The sequence below is a fragment of the Nonomuraea recticatena genome, assembly GCF_039533245.1.
Taxonomy (GTDB): Bacteria; Actinomycetota; Actinomycetes; order Streptosporangiales; family Streptosporangiaceae; genus Nonomuraea; species Nonomuraea roseola.
In genome coordinates, this window is record NZ_BAAATE010000021.1 from 18,019 (window position 1) to 34,410 (window position 16,392).

At 69.5% G+C, this 16,392-nt stretch carries 18 protein-coding genes; 9 read left to right on the plus strand and 9 right to left on the minus strand.

All coding sequences use genetic code 11. The features are described 5' to 3' along the window. Positions 1–3: 3 nt before the first annotated feature. Positions 4–183, plus strand: coding sequence for a hypothetical protein (locus ABFX50_RS32070; protein ID WP_346151594.1), 180 nt, complete (start codon positions 4–6; stop codon positions 181–183). 77 nt (positions 184–260) lie between these two features. Here ABFX50_RS32070 and ABFX50_RS32075 read toward each other — a convergent pair whose 3' ends face one another. The 5 genes from ABFX50_RS32075 to ABFX50_RS32095 all read right to left on the minus strand — a co-directional run bounded on the left by ABFX50_RS32075 (position 261) and on the right by ABFX50_RS32095 (position 5,000). After that, positions 261–458 carry a ferredoxin gene (locus tag ABFX50_RS32075; RefSeq protein ID WP_346151596.1) on the minus strand — a complete coding sequence of 66 codons (198 nt, stop codon included), beginning with the start codon at positions 456–458 and terminating at the stop codon, positions 261–263. 18 nt (positions 459–476) lie between these two features. After that, entirely contained in the window at positions 477–1,694 is a 1,218-nt protein-coding gene (locus ABFX50_RS32080; protein WP_346151597.1) for a cytochrome P450, read from the minus strand. A gap of 93 nt (positions 1,695–1,787) precedes the next feature. After that, on the minus strand, positions 1,788–3,218 hold the full coding sequence (locus ABFX50_RS32085) for an MFS transporter (protein WP_346151599.1): 1,431 nt from the start codon (positions 3,216–3,218) through the stop codon (positions 1,788–1,790). Next, a complete protein-coding gene (locus ABFX50_RS32090) occupies positions 3,215–3,397 on the minus strand; it encodes a hypothetical protein (RefSeq protein ID WP_346151601.1) in 183 nt (60 codons plus the stop codon). The genes ABFX50_RS32085 and ABFX50_RS32090 overlap by 4 nt, the downstream gene beginning before the upstream one ends. A gap of 364 nt (positions 3,398–3,761) precedes the next feature. After that, a complete protein-coding gene (locus tag ABFX50_RS32095; protein WP_346151603.1) occupies positions 3,762–5,000 on the minus strand; it encodes a DUF1963 domain-containing protein in 1,239 nt (412 codons plus the stop codon). A gap of 24 nt (positions 5,001–5,024) precedes the next feature. Between ABFX50_RS32095 and ABFX50_RS32100 the strand changes: the two genes are divergently transcribed. Then, positions 5,025–5,156: a hypothetical protein gene (locus tag ABFX50_RS32100; protein ID WP_346151605.1), complete on the plus strand. Its 132-nt coding sequence runs from the start codon at positions 5,025–5,027 to the stop codon at positions 5,154–5,156. On the opposite strand, the gene ABFX50_RS32105 is transcribed toward ABFX50_RS32100, so the two are convergent. Beyond that, the gene (locus ABFX50_RS32105) at positions 5,134–6,000 is read right to left on the minus strand and encodes a LysR family transcriptional regulator (RefSeq protein ID WP_346151606.1); all 867 of its coding nucleotides are present in this window, start codon (positions 5,998–6,000) and stop codon (positions 5,134–5,136) included. The genes ABFX50_RS32100 and ABFX50_RS32105 overlap by 23 nt on opposite strands. Positions 6,001–6,109: 109 nt before the next feature. Between ABFX50_RS32105 and ABFX50_RS32110 the strand changes: the two genes are divergently transcribed. Together ABFX50_RS32110 and ABFX50_RS32115 are read left to right on the plus strand one after the other, a co-directional pair. Further along, positions 6,110–6,277 (plus strand): hypothetical protein, encoded by a 168-nt coding sequence (locus tag ABFX50_RS32110; protein ID WP_346151608.1) that lies wholly within the window; start codon positions 6,110–6,112, stop codon positions 6,275–6,277. Beyond that, a complete protein-coding gene (locus ABFX50_RS32115) occupies positions 6,271–7,110 on the plus strand; it encodes an MBL fold metallo-hydrolase (protein WP_346151610.1) in 840 nt (279 codons plus the stop codon). The genes ABFX50_RS32110 and ABFX50_RS32115 overlap by 7 nt, the downstream gene beginning before the upstream one ends. Positions 7,111–7,323: 213 nt before the next feature. Here ABFX50_RS32115 and ABFX50_RS32120 read toward each other — a convergent pair whose 3' ends face one another. Continuing rightward, the gene (locus tag ABFX50_RS32120; protein ID WP_346151612.1) at positions 7,324–8,628 is read right to left on the minus strand and encodes an aspartyl protease family protein; all 1,305 of its coding nucleotides are present in this window, start codon (positions 8,626–8,628) and stop codon (positions 7,324–7,326) included. A gap of 510 nt (positions 8,629–9,138) precedes the next feature. On the opposite strand from ABFX50_RS32120, the gene ABFX50_RS32125 reads away from it, so the two are divergent. Both ABFX50_RS32125 and ABFX50_RS32130 read left to right on the plus strand, forming a co-directional pair. Continuing rightward, positions 9,139–9,930 carry a hypothetical protein gene (locus ABFX50_RS32125; RefSeq protein ID WP_346151614.1) on the plus strand — a complete coding sequence of 264 codons (792 nt, stop codon included), beginning with the start codon at positions 9,139–9,141 and terminating at the stop codon, positions 9,928–9,930. Then, positions 9,927–10,304, plus strand: coding sequence for a GntR family transcriptional regulator (locus tag ABFX50_RS32130; RefSeq protein WP_183643179.1), 378 nt, complete (start codon positions 9,927–9,929; stop codon positions 10,302–10,304). The genes ABFX50_RS32125 and ABFX50_RS32130 overlap by 4 nt, the downstream gene beginning before the upstream one ends. Positions 10,305–10,589: 285 nt before the next feature. Here the strand turns inward: ABFX50_RS32130 and ABFX50_RS32135 are convergent, their stop codons facing one another. Next, positions 10,590–11,024 carry a hypothetical protein gene (locus ABFX50_RS32135; RefSeq protein ID WP_346151617.1) on the minus strand — a complete coding sequence of 145 codons (435 nt, stop codon included), beginning with the start codon at positions 11,022–11,024 and terminating at the stop codon, positions 10,590–10,592. Between the two features lie 175 nt (positions 11,025–11,199). Between ABFX50_RS32135 and ABFX50_RS32140 the strand changes: the two genes are divergently transcribed. From ABFX50_RS32140 to ABFX50_RS32150, 3 genes are read left to right on the plus strand one after another with little or no spacing between them, the layout of a single operon-like run. Next, positions 11,200–11,853 (plus strand): DUF998 domain-containing protein, encoded by a 654-nt coding sequence (locus ABFX50_RS32140; protein ID WP_346151619.1) that lies wholly within the window; start codon positions 11,200–11,202, stop codon positions 11,851–11,853. A 43-nt stretch (positions 11,854–11,896) separates the two neighbouring features. Beyond that, a complete protein-coding gene (locus tag ABFX50_RS32145) occupies positions 11,897–12,268 on the plus strand; it encodes a YciI family protein (protein WP_346151621.1) in 372 nt (123 codons plus the stop codon). Further along, the gene (locus tag ABFX50_RS32150; RefSeq protein WP_346151623.1) at positions 12,265–13,515 is read left to right on the plus strand and encodes an RNA polymerase sigma factor; all 1,251 of its coding nucleotides are present in this window, start codon (positions 12,265–12,267) and stop codon (positions 13,513–13,515) included. The genes ABFX50_RS32145 and ABFX50_RS32150 overlap by 4 nt, the downstream gene beginning before the upstream one ends. Before the next feature lie 20 nt (positions 13,516–13,535). Here the strand turns inward: ABFX50_RS32150 and rph are convergent, their stop codons facing one another. Then, positions 13,536–16,133: a rifamycin-inactivating phosphotransferase gene (rph, locus tag ABFX50_RS32155; protein ID WP_346151625.1), complete on the minus strand. Its 2,598-nt coding sequence runs from the start codon at positions 16,131–16,133 to the stop codon at positions 13,536–13,538. Positions 16,134–16,392: the final 259 nt, after the last annotated feature.

The window sequence follows — 16,392 nt, forward strand, 5'->3', positions numbered from 1 at the left end:
TACGTGTCGGTCGATGACGCGTTGTCGCTGTTCGATCTGTTGATGGCGACGAAGTCGCCGGCTCGGGCGGGCCGGGATGAGGAGAAGGCCGCGCCGCAGGCCGAATCGGCGCTGCTGGCTGCGCAGCGGCGGCCGATCGCAGGGGTCGCGGCTCCTCACCGGCCATGGTCAACGCGCCGGTGAACCTTTCCGGCGCAGGGTTTCGGCGGCGGTCAGACCCGCCGCCGAAACACCCACGACCACGATTCGAGATGACTGGTTTACGACGGGGTCAGCGTGATCGCCAGGGCTGGGCAGATGCGGGCGGCCTCACGGACGTCCTCCTGTAGCCCGGGCTCCGGGCTGTCCTGCAGGAGCACGGCGATGCCGTCGACGTCGCGTTGGTCGAATACCTCAGGTGAGCTGAGTACGCATTGCCCGGAGCCGACGCAGGCGTCCTGGTCGATGGTGATCTTCATCTGTTTCTCCTTCGTGATTCACCAGGTGACGGGTAGTTCGCGCACCCCGTAGAAGACCGCGTTCTCCTTGAACGTCAGCTGTTCCAGCGGTACGGCCAGGGCCAGTGTGGGGATGCGTCGATACAGGGTGCTGTAGACGACTTGCAGTTCCACTCGGGCGAGTGGCTGGCCCAGACACTGGTGGGTGCCGAAACCGAAGGCGACGTGGTGGCGGGCCTTGCGGCGGACATCGAGGGTGCCGGGGTCGGGGAAGGCCGAGGAGTCGCGGTTGGCGATGCTCTTCACCGCGATGATGCCGTCGCCTTCGCGGATGAGCCGGCCGCCGATCTCGAGATCTTCCCGCGCGACCCGGCGGGCTTCGGTATGGGTGATGGACAGGTAGCGCAGAAGCTCTTCGGCGGCGTTGGTCACCAGTGCGGGGTCGCCGCTGTCGCGGACCGCGCTCAACTGGTCCGGGTGCGCCAGCAGTGCGGTCGTGCCCAGCGCGATCATGGCCGCGGTGGTGTCGTGCCCGGCCACCAGAAGGAGTTGACCGGCCGTGGCGATCTCACGCCGGGTCATCGCGCCGGTCCTGTACTGCTGGACGGCCAGCCTGCTGAACACGTCGTCGCCGGGCTCGGCATTCTTCGTGTCCACCAACTCCTCCAGGTAGGCGTTCAGTTCCTCGCTGACGGCCATGGCCTGTGCGGGATCGGGTTCGTCCATGACGAGCGTGCGGGACACCCGGTGGAAGAGGTCGCGGGCGGTATAGGGCGCGCCCAGCAGTTCGCAGATCACCAGTGAGGGAACCGGTAGCGCGAACGCCTCCACCAGGTCTACCGGATTCGGGCCGGCGAGCATCTCATCGATGAGGTCATCGACGATCCGTTGGATCCTCGGCCGCAACGCCTCCATCCTTCTGATCGTGAAGTCCGAGGTCAGGAGCCGTCGCTGGGCGATGTGCTCCGGCGCATCCATCTGCATCAGCGTCTTCATGTGTGCGTCGCGTGCCTTGCTCACCGCGTTGGTGTGCGGGAAGCCGGGTTGCGCCACGTCGACGCTGACCCGCGGATCGGCGAGCAGCGCACGCACATCCGCATGGCGAGTGACCATCCACGGGGTGCTGCCATCCCACAGTCTCACTCGTGAAACCGGCGCGTCTTCGAGTCGTCGGCTCAACTCCGGCGACGGGTCGAAGGGACACCCCGTCGCGCGGGCCATCGGAAAGGTCGGCATCTCTGGCAGGGCGTCAGCCATGGCATCTCCTCGCATCGAATGCGGTCATCGGGTGATCTCGGGCACGCGGGCAGGTCGTTCCCGGGGGTGGACGTCATGTCGGTAGATCGCGAGTCACGAGCCCTGTTGGAGCGGAGTGTGGTCGGCGGGCTCCGGGCGGCTCGAACGGTTCGCCGCGTGTGCGGTGATGGCGCCGATCGCGCAGATGATCGCGAATCCGAACAGTACGTACCGCGCCGAGTCGAGCATCGACGGGTCGCCGAGGTTGACGAGGACTCCGGCCACGGCCGTGCCGAACGCGATCGACAGACTCGTCACGGTGGCGATCGCCGCGGCGGCCCTGCGTCCTTCCTCCGGATCCTGGGTGCTGGACATGGCGGCCACGGACAGGTGCGGGTAGGCCAGGCCGATGCCGGAACCCGCGATGAACAACACCGGTACCCAGATGAGTACCAGCCAGGTCGGCGTGTCCTCGCGTTGCAGCAGTCCCTGGAGGAGGAAGCCGGACGTCAGGAGCAGCGGGCCGATGATGCGCAAACGGCGTACCGTGCGCTCCCTGGTGGCCGATGAGCTGCCGAGCTGGGTCAGCGACCAGCCGAGCGAGATGGCCGCCCCGAACAGGCCGGCCGCCAGCGGGGGCAGCCCGCCCAGCTGCTGGCCGAACAGCGGGACGAACGACTCGACCGCGACGCCGAAGGCCAGTAGCCCGAGCGTCAGGTAGATCCACTTCAGTGGGGAACCGGCCTGGTAGGTCGTGCGTGGGAAGACCCGCAGTTCGCTGCGCCGTTCGTGGGTGACGAAGACGGCCATCAGCAGCAGTGCCACCACGATGCTGCCCACCATCGCCAGGGTGCCAGGCAGCACTCCGGCCAGGCTGACGGCCGCCGTGGCCGCCGTGACCAGCAGCAGCGACACGGCCGGGACCGGCGCCCGCGCGTCACTGCGTTCGCCGCGCGGCAGCACCCGGGGCACGACCGCGCAGCACGCCGCCGCGATCGCTGCCATCGTCACGAACGCCAGGCGCCACGAGCCGAACTGGGCGAACAGGCCGCCGAGCGCCGGGCCGACGAAGTTGCCGACGCCGTACATCGCTGACATCAGGGCGTTGCCCCGGGTCCACAGTCGGCGCGGCAGGGCCGAGCGGATGACGGCGAACCCCAGCCCGGACAGCACCCCCGCCCCGAATCCCTGGATGCCGCGGCCGGCCAGCAGTACCGGCATCACCGGGCTCGCCGCACAGGCCAGCGAGCCCACCAGGAACACGGCGAAGCCGAGGCGATAGGCGCCGACGTTCCCCCACCGGGCCAGGAGCCGACTGACCAGCATCGTCGCGATCACCATGGCGACGAGGTAGATCGTCATGTTCCAGGCATAGAAGCCGGCGCCGCCGATGTCGGCCACCGCGGTCGGCAGCAGGCTCGAGGCCAGATAGATATTGACCGCACCGACGAGCACGCCGCCCGCCAGCACGACCGCAGTTCCGAGATGTCGGGGGCCCAGCAGTTCCCGCCAGGCAGGCGGGGTGGGGGTTGCATCAGGAATCACGTGGTCATCTCGCTCAGGTCGTCGGGGGCTGCGGCGGGCTTTCCGGGTTTTTCGGGTTCGGACTCGCCGGCCACGGCCATGGAGGCGTTCCGCGCATCGATCCGTCCGCGATGTGGCCGCCGGCTGCGGGTCTCGATGGCAGGCTCCGCGCCGGGCTGCTCGTGGTCATCAGCACTCATGACTTCAAGGCTGTCGTTGAACGGAGCCCGGAGACTTTTCGCCGCCTTTCGTGGACCGTTCTGGGCCGGTAGCCGGGAAAGCCTCAAGCCGCGGTCGAACCATGCCGCTCTGCTCCCCGTGGTCGAGGCCATGCGAGCAGCCGATCAAGCACGCCCCGGCGACGTGGAACAAGCACCTGTCCGCGCTGCGATCCTTCGCCGACCCCGCGGACACTCAACGTGGTGATGAACGCGTCACTCAAGGTGAGGACGGGCAGGCATGAGAAGACCCCGGCGGCGTGAAGCCGCGGGGTCTTGGTGTGCAGGCTGACGGCCTTATGCGCATCTTGCCGTTCCGGCTGAGAACGGCAAGGTCTGAAGGCGGTCAGTGCATGTGCCACACACCGTGGGTCCGGGTGAAGTCGCCCGCCGCCAGCGCGTCACGTGGGATGAAGATGTACACCAGGCCGTTGTCGCCGAGTTGAGCGTCCGGTTCGGAGTCGATCTGGGCCAGGAGCTGCCATTGAGTGGGCGGCGTGCTCGGTTCGGCGGTTGCGCAGTGTCGCCACGGATCGTCCTGCAGGGGGTCGGCGTAGCCGAGCAGGCGGTGCCGGGGCCGGTCATCGTCGTCCAACGGGGGATGGAACTCGTTGAGGAACTCGATGAACGCCGCGAACTCCTCGCTTGGGTTGGTCGGGTCATCGCCGGTGAGGTCCAGCTCGGTGAGGTCGTGGTAGAAGGGGCTGTCCAGCGGGGGCAACGACGGATCCACCGCCGGGATCACCGCGCGGTACGGGAGCGTCTCGGTTCCTGCGGGCGGTTGTGTGACGATCAGGTCGCGAGCCTCGGGTGGCTGGGTCATCACCACGACGCCAGGGCCGTGGGTCGTGTCATCCCAGGCGATGTCGCTGGTGAGGTCGGCGAAGATCTGTAGCAGTCCGGCCGGGGGTAGCAGTCGCTCGTCATCGCAGTGACTCGTCTCGGCCAGGTCGATCTGCGCCAGGAGAGTCATGGGGTGGTCGCGGCGGTGTGGCCAGAGTGCGCGCGGCGGCAGGTCGGGGACGCCACCCAGGTGGGTACGGCCCACGGTCAGGCGGTCGCGGCGGGGAGTCAGGCTGATCCCGGTGCGGCGCAATGCGACCAGGGCGTCCGCGTACTCGCCCAGCCTGAGGTCCTGGCACACAGCCCGGATCCAGTGCTCGTCGTTGGCGCCCTCGGCCTCCGCGGCCCACGCCTGCAAGGTGTGCGGATCGGCGAACCGCTCAAGAAACTGCATCGTGGTCTGTGCCTGTTCGTCGTTCAGCACAACCTGGGGGAATTCCAGCATGCCGGGGGTCATGGACAGTCCGCCTGTCCGGTCGACGACGCAGGCCAGCAGGGACGGCAGCGACTGAACCCATGCCTGAACATAGGCGTGGCTTCGCCCGACGGTCTGCCCTGCCGGGACCAGCGGGACGGTCTGCTCTGCACATTCGCCGGTGTCGTCGTTGTGCAGGCACAATCTCACGCTGAGGGATCCGTCGCTCGCGAGAACGAGGCCAGGCTCGGCAAGCTCCAAGCGTGTCTGCGCATGCTTGGCGGGCAAGCCTGCTCGTAACAGCGCTCCCAGCGCTTCCAGGTTCACGTCCTGTCCCCGTGCCGGGCAATCATGATCCGCAAGGTACCAGCCGACCTATTCGCCGGCGATGACTTCATTGCCGGCGGTCTGCCCGTCGGCAGCGATCTCGACCAGGAACTGCCGGCGGACGGCCCATCGCTCAGCTACTGGTCAGCGGCGTGATGTGGCGGAGAAAGGTCTCGGCGATAGTTCTGAGCCGATCGGTGCGCCAGACCACGGCGTAGTCGAACGCGGCATCGCCTTCCACGGGGATGCAGAGCAAGCCGGGACGCGGATAGAAGTGCGGCGTCTGGGCGCCGACGAGGGCGACGCCGTGGCCTGAGGTGACGTAGGCGAGGATCTCTTGGAAGCCGGGCAGGGACTCGGTGAGACGGCCGGGCACCGGTAGGTGGTGGTCGATCCAGTAGCCGGGGAGGGTCTCGGCGAAGAACACCCTCTCGCGGGCGATCTCATCGTGACCGACGCGGATGCGGTGCGCCAGCCGATGGTCCGCGGGCACGGCGAGCATCGCCGGCTCCGACAGCAGCACCGGCCCGACGGTGAGGTCCTGCTCCTCTACCGGCAAGGGCAGCACCGACAGGTCGACCTCTGCCCGGCGCAGGGGGCCGAAGAGATCGGCGAGCGCGGTTTCATGGATGGCCACCCGGCACCCCGGCACTTGGTCGCGGAAACTGTCAGCCAGCCGCAGAACGACTTGGGCCACCGCGGCCGACATGTAGCCCAGCTCCAGCGTGCCGGTGATGCCGTGCCCCGCCGCGATCGCTCGTGCGATCGCGGCCTGGATCTGTGCGTGCGCGGGCTGCAAATCGTCCCGGAGTTGCCTGCCGAGCGAGGTCAGCTCGACCCGGCGGGTGGTGCGGTAGAACAGCGGCGCGCCGAACCGGCGCTCCAGCTTGGCGATGGTCTGGCTGATGGTTGCAGCCGAGACACGGAGGTGCTCGGCCGTACGCGCGAAGTGCAGTTGCTCAGCGAGTACGAGGAACACCTCGATGTCCTGACGCTCCACCGCTCCTCATTCTTCAGTAGTGCCAAACAATTGTTCCCTATCTCGTCATTGATGAAGCTCGATGGTGAACGCGACGATGTGTCGGCAAGCGACGACCACAGGGAGAACGATGGCGAACACAAGCGCGGTGAACAGGTCGACGCCCACGGGTAGGCCGCTGTTCGACGACTACGACGTGTCGATCGAGCGCGAACTGCTCGAGCTGCGATCGTTCGGGAAGGGCGTCACGATGCATCGCTACGCCGTCCGGGGTGCAAGGGAGGCGAGCTCGTGCTGAGGCAGGTCGCGGAGGGTGTGCTGGTCCATGAGAGCGAGTTCTGCCAGAGTAACGCCGTTGTCGTGCGGGGCCGGGATGGCGTCTTGCTCATCGACCCTGGGGTGCAGGACCACGAAATGGCCTGCCTCGCGAACGACGCGTCCGATTTGGGGCAGACCGTTGTGGCAGGCTTCTCGACGCATCCGGATTGGGATCACCTGCTCTGGCACCCCCGCCTCGGCGCGGCCCCTCGTTACGGCACGGCCCGATGCGCGGCCACCGTCCGTGATCAGCTGTCCGACCCGGGTGCGAAGGCCGAGATAACCGCCCACCTGGGCCCAACGGGCATAGCCGACCAGGTCCCGCTGGACCTGTACGGCCTCATCACCGCCCTGCCCGCCGAGACGGCGCGGATTCCATGGGATGGCCCTCACGTCCGGATCATCGAGCACCAAGCGCACGCACCGGGCCATGCGGCGCTGTTCATCGAAGAACGCGGGGTTCTCGTCGCCGGCGACATGCTGTCTGATGTCTTGGTTCCGATGCTCGACCTGGACGACACCGCTGACCCGATCGAGGACTACCTCGCCGCGCTGCGGCTGCTGGAGGGCGTGGCGGGTGACGTCGATGTCCTCGTCCCTGGCCACGGGTCAGTCGGCGGAGCCGATCAGGTACACGCACGGATCGAGCGGGATCGGGCGTACGTGCTCGCCTTGCGTGAGGGCCATGTTCCCAGTGACCCGCGGGTCGGCCCATCGCCCCAGCCCGGCTGGGAGTGGGTAAGCGATGTGCACAACGGGCAAGCCCAGCGCCTCGCCCGAAGAAGCGAGCGCGACGGGACGCCCGGCTTCTGAGCTGCGGAATCAGCTTCCCGTTTCCATCTCGGCTCACACCGTTGGCCGTCGAACAGGGCGCGTCGGCGATCTCGCGGTACCGCAGCCGACCACCAGCACCTGTGGAGGCCCCATGATCACGGGCGTGATCATGGGGCCGCTGCTGTTTGATCTACTTCGCCACCAGTGTCCCTCCGGGAGGGCCCCCGCACTCGCCGCGCTCACCTGCAGGTCTCACCCTCGCGTGACGGACAACCGCATGGAGGTGTAGTCGAAGGTGATGGCAAGGGGTTCGAAGAACTCGTGGGAGAAGTTGGCGATCAGATCGAAGCCGAACTGGGCGGACTGTCCGGGCCCGGGCATGCCTGGAACGACCTTCTCGAACGCGTAGCCGCGTACATCGCGCCTGACCGTCCTGCCCAGACTCAGGCGCTCGGCCATGATCCGGTAGCGCTTGTGCCCGTTCTGCTCGATGGGATCGTCGTAGTCCACCTTCAGACCTGCCTTCTCGGCGATCTCCAGGGTGGTCTCGATCCCGCTGGCGATGCCGCCGGTGTCGACGGTGACCATCCGCGGCCCGTAGTCCCCGAGGCTGCCCAGCGTGCAGGGAAAGTGGTCTCCGGCCAGCCACAACGGCAGCCGGTCGCCGTGGCGCACCGGCGGTGGAGTGCTCTCCTTGCGGCGCAGGATCAGGGCGCGACCGGCGTAGTCCATCGTGGTCAGGAAGTGGTAGAAGATCGTCGTTCCGAACGCGCCCGCCGCAGGTGACCCGTCGGGCAGGGGTGGCCGGTCCACGTCGCTCCATTGCACCGGAAGGTTGCGGATCTCGATGTTTCCGATCTTGAACGAGTCCAGGACGCCGACCCAGATCGTGAGCGGCTGGTTGTTGGCGTACCCTCCCGACCAGCTGGCCAGGGCACGCACGCCGGCCTCCTCTGCCACCTCTTGCGACAGGTCGAGCGTCGCGTAGGTGTCCAGCCAGAATCGTTTGGGTGTCCCGCCGTTCACGACGGCCTCGACGCCGGGTACCGGGTCCAGCGTGAAGAACGGCACGCGCGCGCTCCGCGCCCCGTGTATCTGCCAGGGTGTGCCGCTGATGTGGGAGTAGAGCGTGGCCAGGGCCTGGTCGCGGGGGCGGTCGATGCTCTTGAGCAGAGGTATCGCGTGGGCGAGCCGGTCCTGCCGCACGAAGCACTCGGCCAGCCGCTGCGCCGAGGCGAGGTCGCCGGGCCGCAGCGCGAGGGCCTTGGCCAGGTGCCGCTCCGCGTCGCCGAACCGGTTGGCCAGCAGGGCGATGTAACCGATCTGCGCCCACGCGTGCACGTTGCCCGGATCGCTGCGCAGGAGACGCCGGTAGCCGCGCTCGGCGGCGGCGAACCGGCCCCCCTTGAAGAGCTGATCGGGGTCGTCGACGGCGGCGTGCGCCGCGCTCGGGACGGAATCCAGGAGGGGAAGGATCGCGCCCGCGGCCGCCGCCGACCCCGCTCGTCGCAGGAACGTCCGCCGGTCGACGTCGTGGGACTCCGCTCGTATGGGCATACCGGGCTCCTCGTGTGCTGGTCGAGAGGTCGTCCTCCGCAGTGATCACTGCGGGCATGAGGACAAGCAACACCAGGGGGTGCTTGATTGGCATAAGCGCACGACGACGGACTGGTCGCGGACTCCTGCCGGCCTGCCCCCGAGGAGCTGTACGAGGCCGAGGCCGTCCGGCTGTGCCCAGCGGGGCACTCGACAACCTGTGCCTGCCCTGCCGTCGTGGCTCACCAACCCGCGGTGGGACCGGTTCGCCGCGCTACTGCCCGACCGCCCCGCTGGGCTGCCACCGGCGACCGGTCGCCGGAAGCGACGCTCGCGGAGCTCGGCCTCGGCCGTCCGGGCGCGCCTGGGGGAGGGGTCGTGGCCAGCAGCGGGGCGGCCGTCCGCTTGATGTCCACGGCGACGGTGAGCCCGGGTTCGCGCCGCCGGGAGGCCGAGAGCCCACGGGGCGTTGACTTTGTCGCAAGGTATGACGCACCATGTTGCTACAAAGTTTGCGACAAAGGAGGCGCTATGACCCGTGAACCGTCACCGGACACCGATCTGCGCATGGCGGGCGAGTGGCTGGCCCACCACGACCTGGCCGACACCCGCCCGACCCCGCTGCTCGCCAGCCGGCTGGCGGTCCGTAGACGCGCCCGCCTGGCCACTTACGTCATCCTGGCCGCGCTGATCATCGTGAGCGCTCTCGTCGCCACTTCCGCTCTCGGCGGCCTCCAGCCGTATCGCCCGCTGCCGCTGCTGGCCCTGGCCGCGTCGGTGGCCGGGCTACTGCTGGCACAGTCCCTGCTCGACCGGTGGGTGCGACGCGTCGACCAGCGGGCGGGCGCGACGCTGTCGCGCAGGGCCGCCCATCCGATCCAGCCCGGCTGGCGGACCTTGCTCGGCCGGCCGTTCGCCGTTTTCGCGGTCGCCACGTTCGCCGGCGCGATGGCGCTGGCCGCAAGCGCCCTGGCCGTTCCCGAGCCCACCGTGCGGCAGATGGCCGTCGTCGTGCTGATCGGCCTGCTCGGCGCGACGGCCATCACCGCCATGCAGCTGCGCCACCTGCTCAGGTTCCCGGTCGTGGCGGAGGACGCGGAGTCGCTGACCGCCGACGTCATCATGCGCGTCGAGGACGCCCGCGAGCTCACCACGCCGAGCGTGCAGTGGACGCTGCCGGTGGTGCTGTTCGGCACCGCGCCCGGCTGGTGGGGCGCCGCCGCGTTCGCCTACCTGATCCTGAGCCTGGCCGCGTGCATCGCGCTCCATGCCAGGACGCCGTCGTGCGCGACGGTGGCCCAGCGGGCCATGAGCGTCCGATGATCATCATCGACGCGGCCTCGCCGGTACCGCCGTTCGAGCAACTGCGGGCCCAGCTCGCCCGGCAGATCCAGGACCGCACGCTGGCCGTGGGCGCCCGGCTGCCGACCATCCGCCACCTGGCGGCCGACCTCGGCCTGGCCGTCAACACGGTCGGCCGGGCCTACCGAGAGCTGGAGGAGGCGGGGCTGATCGAGACGCGCGGGCGGGCGGGCTCGTTCGTGTCGTCCGCCGGCGAGGAGGGCAGGGAGCGGGCCCGCCGGGCCGCAGCCGACTACGCGGCCGTGATCGCCAGCGTCGGCATCGACGCGGGCGAGGCGATCCGCATCGTGCAGGCGGCTCTGACGTCCGGCGCGGCGGCACCGGCCTCGTCATGATCGCGACCCGGCCGCGTGGACACGTCACCGGGCGCACGACGCCGGCCGATCAGGCGGCGTCCGAGCCGCCGCATCGGCTGCTCCAGGCATCGGTGCGCCGGCCGGCTCCCTCGACAGCAGCACGACACGGTTTCACCAGGTGATCGCGTGCAGGCCGAGACCGAGGGAGCCGAGCTGGTTCTCCGTCCCGCGTTCGTCACCGGCGACGGGCCAGGTTGTGGCGGGACTCGCCGATGGTGAGCCGGGCGCCTGTCTTCCCCTCAGGGGGAGCGTGGCGAGCCGACCTCAGACCCGGGTCATGGTCGATGTGTACCCGCCTCCGCCGGGGTAGACCCATTCGCCGGTGACCGTGGTGCCGTCGGCGCTGAACGTGCCCTCGTAGTAGGCCGGGCTGCCCTTCGCGCCGCCCCAGATGGTCAGCTTGTCGCCGGTCAGCTCGTAGGCGTAGTCGAGGGTGTTGCCGGTCGAGTCGTAGAAGCGCGACACCACGTCCGCGCCGACCGGCTCGCCGAAGGGGTGCAGGTGCCCGATCACCTCCAGGCCGGTGACCTGCTGGCCGAATTGGGTGAGCTCGACATGCTGGAGCAGGAAGAAGCGGCCGGGCATCCACTCGTACCGCACCGTTCCCTCTGCGCCGCCGGTGACCGCCCAGGTGCCGACCAGGCGGTCCAGGGCCTTCATCTCGGCGCTCGGCTGGTTGGTGGCAGACATCGTGTCCATCTCGTCCTCCTTGGTGAGTGCTTGCCGGTACCTCGGAGGCGATCCCCCGCCCTCGACATCTTTGAGATGTGACTTAGATCACATCGCGCTCATGTTGAGATCCCGGTTCCGGCCACGAGGTAGCGACAGGAACCCGTCGAAGGGGTCCTGCCAAGCAACCATCGAGGAGGAAGTCATGGCCACCGCTGCCACCCCCGCCGTCCACACCACTCCCGCCGTCCCCGCTACGTCCGGCCGCCTGTTGCTCGCCGGCGCCCTCGCCGGGCCGGCCTTCTTCGCTTCGGCCATCGCTCAGGTGCTCACCCGTGAGGGCTTCGACATCACTCGGCACCCGATCAGCCAGCTCGCCACCGGCGACCTCGGCTGGATCCAGATCGCGACGTTCGTGCTCGCGGGTCTCGGCGGCTTGGCGCTGGCCGCGGGCGTCGGGCGCACCATCACCGAGGGGGTCGGAAGGCGGGCGCTGCCGATTTTCGTCGGGATCTTCGGCGCCGGGCTGGTCTGCGCAGGCCTGTTCACCATGGATCCGGAGAACGGCTTCCCCGCCGGCACCCCTGACGGACCGGCTGCCCAGATGTCCTGGCACGGCGTGGCGCACTCGGTCGCGGCCGCCGTCTCCTTCGCCGCGCTGGCCGTCGCCGCCATCGTGCTGACCGTCCGGTACGCTCGCCGCCGGGCCGTGCTGCCTGCCGTGTCGAGCGGCGCCGCCGCGCTCGTCCTGCTGCTGCCCATGTCGCCGGATCACATGAGCATCCAGGTCGCCGTCAACGGCCTGGTCGCCTTCACCTGGACGACCGTCCTCGCGCTGTCCCTGCGCCGCTCCGCCTGACCACGCGTACGCTCGTCTGAGCACGACCAGGAAGAGGATTCACGTGAAGTACCTGTTGCTCAGCTACACCCCGGCCGCTGCCTGGGACGCCGCGACCGCCGACACCCCATCCGAGGAGGCACTGGCCGCGTTCGCCGCGTACCAGAAGTTCGAGCAGGAGCTGATCGCCACCGGCGAGTTCGTCAGCAGCGAGGGCCTCGGCCACCCGGTGGTCAGCACCACCGTCCGCAGGACCCCGAACGGCGTGGTGGCGACCGACGGGCCGTTCGCCGAGCTCAAGGAGGTCCTGGCCAGCTTCGCCGTGATCGACGTGGCCAGCAGGGAACGCGCCGTCGAAATCGTCTCGCGGATCGTCGAGGTGCTGGGCGAGCCGATGGAGATCCGCCCGATCATGGGCGACGACTTCGCGGCATGACCGGCCGCACCGGGGACGTGGAGCACCTGCTGCGCACGGAGGCGCCGCAGGTGCTCGGTGCGCTGGTGCGGCGCTTCGGCCACTTCGACGTCGCGGAGGACGCGGTGCAGGAGGCGCTGCTCGCCGCGAGCCGGACGTGGGCGGCCGACGGCGTGCCGGACAACCCGCGCAGCTGGCTGATCCGCATCGGCTACCGGCGGATGGTCGACCTGCTCCGCTCCGAGCAGGCCAGGCGCCGGCGCGAGCAGGAGGCCGGGATGGCCGAGCTGGCCATGCACGAACCGGCCCGCCAGGCGGATCCGCCACAGGAGACCGACGACAGCCTCGCCCTGCTGCTGCTCTGCTGTCACCCCGCGTTGAGCGCCACCTCCCAGGTGGCGCTCACGCTGCGGGCGGTGGGCGGCCTGACCACAGCCGAGATCGCGCATGCCTACGGGATGACCGAACCCACCATGGGCACGCGGATCAGCCGCGCCAAGCAGCAACTGGCCCGCGCAGGTGCCCGCTTCACCCCGCCGACCGGCGCCGACCGGGGCGACAGAGTGACCGCTGTGATGCAGGTGCTCTACCTGATCTTCAACGAGGGCTACACGGCGTCCGCCGGCGACGAACTCGCCCGCGTCGACCTCACCGGCGAGGCGATCCGGCTGACCCGCATGCTCCGCGACTCCCTGCCGGACGACCCCGAGGTGGCCGGCCTGCTCGCGCTGATGCTGCTCACCGACTCACGGCGCGCCGCCCGCACCGGCGGCGACGACGAGCTGGTGCCGCTGGACGAGCAGGACCGGACGCAGTGGGATCCCGACCTGATCCGCGAGGGCACCGAGCTGATCGACAGCGTCTGGAGCAGGCGCGAGGTGGGCCCGTACCAGCTGCAGGCCGCGATCGCGGCCGTGCACGCCACAGCCGCGACGCCGGAGCAGACGGACTGGCCGCAGATCGCGGCGCTGTACCTCTGGCTGGAACGGCTCAGCCCGACCGCGCCGGTGCGGCTGAGCCGGGTGGTGGCGGTGGCCCAGGCGTACGGGCCGGCCCGAGGACTGGCGCTGCTCGACGACCTCAACCGTCGCTACCGGCTGGATCAGGAACCGCTGACCCGGCAACGGGAACGCGCGGTGCGCGCCCACCTGCTCCACATGACCGGTGACGCGGCCGGCGCGGCGCGGCTGTACCGCGAGGCAGCCGCCCTGACCGGCAACCAGGTCGAGCAGCGATATCTGCTCGACCGGGCCGACCGCCTCGGCTGATCTCGGCCGGACGCGACGCTTCAGGGCAGGATCTCGACGTACCCGTCGGTTCCGTGTACGCGGATCCGCTGCCCGTTCCGGATCAGCCGGGTGGCGTCCACCACACCGACGACGGCCGGCAGACCGTACTCCCGTGCGATCACGGCCCCGTGCGTCATCAATCCTCCGACCTCCGTGACCAGGCCTGAGACGGCGAGGAACAGGGGCGTCCAGCTGGGATCCGTATGGGCGGTGACCAGGATGTCGCCGGCTTCGAGCTCGGCCTCCGCCATGTCCAGGATGACGCGGGCCCTGCCTTCGATGGTTCCGGCGGAGACCGGTAGGCCGATCAGGGCACCGGCCGGCACGTCGTCGCGTCGGTACGCCCCGGTGATGGCCTCGCCGTCCGAGGTGAGCACCCGGGGCGGCGTGAGCGCGTGGTACGACCGGTGCGCGTCCTTGCGCTGCCCGATGAGCCGGTCATCCACCTGGTTGGTGCGCACGACGTCGTGGAGCTCCTGGAATGTGAGGTAGAAGATGTCCTCCTTCTCAGGGAGTACGTCGGCCCGCACGAGACGCTCGGCCTCCTCCAGCAAGGCCTGCTTGTAGACGAGGAGGCGGCTGACGATGCCGTACTTCGGGTACTCCCGGTAGCCGATGAAAGTCCGGACCCGGTCGATCATCCGCTTGGCCTCGTCGGCTTTCCGCTCCCCGTCCGGCAGGGCCCGCAGGCGTGACAGCACGTCCCTTTCCTTCTTCTCCGCCTCCTGCCGCCCTTGCTCGAAGCGCCGCTCGGCGGCGCCCGGCTCGAAGAGCTTGACGTTGTCGAGGATCACGGGCACGAGCGTGGTGGGGCGCTCGCGCCAGCGGGGCCTCGTGATGTCGATTTCGCCGACGCAGCGCATGCCATACCGGTCGAGGTACGCCTCGATGGCGTCGCGCGCTTCAGACCCGCCCGCGAACTTCGGCAACTCGTCCAGGAAGCCCTCGTCCTCGACACCCTGCAGGAACGCCACCACCTCCGGATGCGGCCGGATCACGTCCGCGACGTCGAGCAGCGCCAGTCCCATCTCCGACGTGACGTTGTCCGGGGCGGACAGCGTGAGCGTGTCGGCCGCGTTCTTCTCGCCCAGCCACTCGTACAGCTTGTCGTTGAGCCACCACGTGGCCTCCATCCCCGCCATGATCGCCTGAGCGTTCAGCGGATCTGTGAGGACTCGCTTCTGCTCCTCGAAGGCCTCCAGCAGGAAGTCGAGCAGCGCCGGTCCGGTCTTCGTCCGGATGTCGCGCCGCAGGGCGGCGATGGACGCCTGGCTGCGCTCGATCAGCTCGCTGACGATGGCCGGATCCGTCTCGATCGGGGCGGGCGCGCCGCCGGTCGGCGGCCCGACCGGCCCTCCGTCCGGGAGCGACGGGACGAAGTCACCGCGGTCGAGGACGGTCTCCAGCGCGTCCCTGATCAGCGGATCGGACCTCCCCATCATCTCCAGGAGGCCGGCGCGGCTCGCGGGCGACGCCAGCCGCCGGGTGACGTCGACGAACAGCCGCCCGCCTGCCTCGTGCATCGGCGCCAGGGCCGTCAGCTGCCACACGGAGAGCCCCAAGGGCTTCATGGGGTCGGTCATCATCTGCCCATGGCCGACGGAGACGTAGACGTGATTGTCCTGGTCGCCGGTCTCGGGGATGGGGAACAGCGTGGTGATCGGCCGACTCTGAACGATCTGGAAGCCATCATCGACCAGGCACCATTCGATGTCCTGCGGGCGGCCGAAGTGCGCTTCGATCCGCCGCCCGAGCTGCACGAGCCGCACGACCTGCGCATCCGTCAGCGCCGCCTGCTCCTGGCGCTGCGGGTCGATCACCACTTCCTGCGTCCCGCCGCCCGGCAGCGGGTGGATGGCACGCCGCTTGGCGGCGACCGTCTTGGCGACGACCTCGCCGTCGCGCACCTTGAACACGTCAGGGTTGACCAGCCCGGAGACCAGGGCTTCGCCGAGGCCGGAGCCGGCGTCCACGGTGGCGACCTTCCGATCGCCCGTGACGGGGTCGGCCGTGAACAGGATGCCGGCCGCCTGCGCGAAGACCATCTGCTGCACGACCACGGCCATGCCGACCGTACGGTGGTCGATCCCGTTGCGCCGGCGATAGGTCACCGCCCGCTCGGTGAACAGCGACGCCCAGCACCGGCTGACGTGCTGGAGGATCGCCGCCGGGCCCACGACGTTCAGGTAAGTGTCCTGCTGGCCCGCGAAAGAGGCCGTCGGCAAGTCCTCCGCCGTCGCGCTGGACCGCACGGCGTAGGCGGCCTGCTCGCCGAGCTGGGCGAGCCCGCGGGTGATCTCCGCCGCGAGACCCCCAGGGATCGCGATCCCTTCAATGGTGCGGCGGACCTCCGCGCTGAGCGTGCGGATCGCCTCCCGGTCATCCGGGTTCAGGTGCGCCAGCTGGTCGAGCAGATCGGCCATCGACGGCGCTTGCGCCACGATGCGCCGGTAGGCGTCCGTCGTCACGCAGAAGCCGGCCGGCACGCGGATCCCTTCGATTCGCGACAGCGCGCCGAGATGCGCGCCCTTGCCGCCCACGACCGCGACCTGCGTCTCGTCAACCTCCTGCAGACCCATCACGTACTGCTCAATCATGCGATACCTCCGCGGCAGCCGTGCTGCGCCGCACCGCACCGGCCGATCGGATCACCGGTGCCTCGCGCTCTGTCGAACCCCCTTGTTGAGCACGTCGCCATCTCCGTTGCCTTCCCTGTGCCCAGTCGGCCTTCCGCTCCGCCAGGTCAGGCGGCGCGCACACCCGCGCCTCCGCCCCGAGCGCCCGCAACCGCACCGCCAGTCCCACCACCGGTTCGACGTCACCGCGTCCCATGTCGAGCCCTCTTTTCCGCAGGGT